Source organism: Bartonella sp. AA9NXGY, assembly GCF_042196845.1.
Lineage (GTDB): Bacteria > Pseudomonadota > Alphaproteobacteria > Rhizobiales > Rhizobiaceae > Bartonella.
Genome location: NZ_JBHIRB010000064.1, coordinates 1 through 2,189 on the forward strand (window position 1 = coordinate 1; position 2,189 = coordinate 2,189).

The 2,189-nt window shown below is 40.1% G+C and carries 2 protein-coding genes and 1 pseudogene; all 3 read right to left on the reverse strand.

From position 1 onward, the window contains the following. Positions 1–158: 158 nt before the first annotated feature. Positions 159–560: a hypothetical protein gene (locus ACFIM6_RS09750; protein ID WP_375612658.1), complete on the reverse strand. Its 402-nt coding sequence runs from the start codon at positions 558–560 to the stop codon at positions 159–161. 170 nt (positions 561–730) lie between these two features. After that, complete coding sequence (locus ACFIM6_RS09755; RefSeq protein ID WP_041581383.1) at positions 731–1,138, reverse strand: hypothetical protein; 408 nt, start codon at positions 1,136–1,138, stop codon at positions 731–733. Continuing rightward, positions 1,135–2,189: pseudogene (locus tag ACFIM6_RS09760) on the reverse strand (filamentous hemagglutinin); the annotation flags it as partial. The pseudogene ACFIM6_RS09760 and the gene ACFIM6_RS09755, both read right to left, overlap by 4 nt.

The following is a 2,189-nucleotide window of genomic DNA, read 5'->3' on the forward strand; positions in this document are numbered from 1 at the left end:
TCTTTTGAATGTCATCGAGCAAGCAAAACAGCAACGTTATAACGACGCGGCATAAAAAGAAAACCTTGTCACGTAAGGACGGACAAGGCTTTCTCAAGCTCATCAAACCTGGTGCTTTATTTGGTGTAAATTCAAGGCTTTCTCTGCTGAAGCAAGACTTAAGGCTGGCATTCAAGTTGTTCTGAATGTTTTTTACAATAAGGGCTATTTAAGCGTCTCTCAACACTTCGCTGAGGCGTGATAGAACCACTAAGAGGATACACCGGAATCCTATCATCTTGACAATTTTCACACCACTTTCCATTTTCACTTCTATAGTGGAAGCCAGATTGAAGCATACAAGTATGAATTATTGCCCATTCACCGAAACCTAATCCACTATTTTCTGTATCGGCATTATAAGGAGTTGGCTTACCACACTCTAACAATGCTTTTGCTACTTCAGTAGAATCTGCATCTGGCTTTTGCCATATAACAAAGTATTTTGAAGGAGGCTTTGAGTCACATCCAGCGATACTTAACAAAGCCATGCAACTCAACAGTTTTAAGATTTTCTTCATTTTTCCCCTCTTTCAATGGATTTATTTACGATAAAACAGAGCTCATAAACCTGTTGATATTTCCTGTCACCGCTGCTTAAAACAACGGTGAACAATATTGAGATGATTGGTTGAGAAAACAATCCCACCATTCCAAGCGAAGGCAAGGATGGCGGATTGTTGATCATCACTTAAGGCTTGCATTCAGGTTGTACTGGACTTCTTTTACAAAACGGGCTGTTTAAGCGCTTTTCGACACTTCTCTTCGGAATGACAGCACCAGGCTGACAAATGGGAAGGTTTTCTTCTCTAAATGTATAACACCAGTTTCCTCTCCCTTTATAATGGAATCCTGATTGAACCATGCAAGCATAAATTGTTGCATCCTCATTAATACTAAGCTTTCTGTTTTCTGAATCAATATCAAAAATGCTTGGCATTCCGCATTCTAACAAGGCTTTTCCTACTTCAGTAGAATCTGCACCTACCTTCTCCCACATACTCACATACTCTGGAGGAGGCTTATCAATGTTTTCAATGTCACATCCAGCTACACTTAATAGGACTATACCACTCAATAATTTCAAAATTTGTCTCATTTTTTCTTCCATAAATGCTCTAAAATTGAATAAGTTGAATTAATTTGTTTAGTAGGCGGTATTCCATAATTAGTTATACACGCTTTACTTGCATCACCATAACAATTATGGGGACTAGGATCATACCCGCCTAACGCCCTCCCTCCCTCTATCAATGGAGAGGTTGCTGTAGTCAATAAACTGGTTCCTACAAACAGCGTCATATATAAAGGATTTTTTATACCTTTCTCCAAAAGTGAAACATCTAGATTTAAAGGTACTTTATAAAAAGTAGGTGCATTGTAACCAAACAACGTGCTAATGGGGTCAGATGCATGGCTTTGTAAGTAAACATGATCATTTTTGCCATCGCTTACGACATATAATGCATTCGCTATAGATCGAGCATGATCCGCTGGTCCAAAAAGATAGATATCTGTTTTTTCTGCTATACCGTGAATGCCGCGCTTTTCAAAGTCACGCAGTCCATTGCCTACTGTTAAGCTACCACGACTATGCGCACTAACAATAGCCTTGTCATTACCATAACGAGAGGTAAAATCTTGGAATTTCTTGGCCGAATTACTCCATCCCCCAAAATACTCATAAATTGCTACCCCATACTCTACGAGCCTGTCTTTAGCTTGTGGGTGGTATGTAAAATAAAGGGGTTCATGCGCATTATCAGCTAATTGGACAGCACGATAGGCAGCCTCATCTGGTGTGTTAAAAATACCATTATAGAACATACGCCTGTTGCCATCAGAACCAGCTTGTAAATGCTTTTCTTCCTCTGGTTTTAAATAGCGATACAGAATTATTGGTTTTCCATCACTGCCTTTTATATACTCTCCATTTTCATCGGTTAAATAGAGGACATTGCCATTTTCATCATGCGCAATCTCACCTACTGGATGCTCTTTGACATTTGCGACTTCGCGCACTTTGTCCCAGTATCCCAATCCTTCATCCGATAAATCATTGATCATATCTAGGCGATTATGCACTGCTCCCTCAAGCGGTGCGACATCTAGCTGTCCTACAGCTTGGTGGGCTGCTGCGGTGTTGCGGT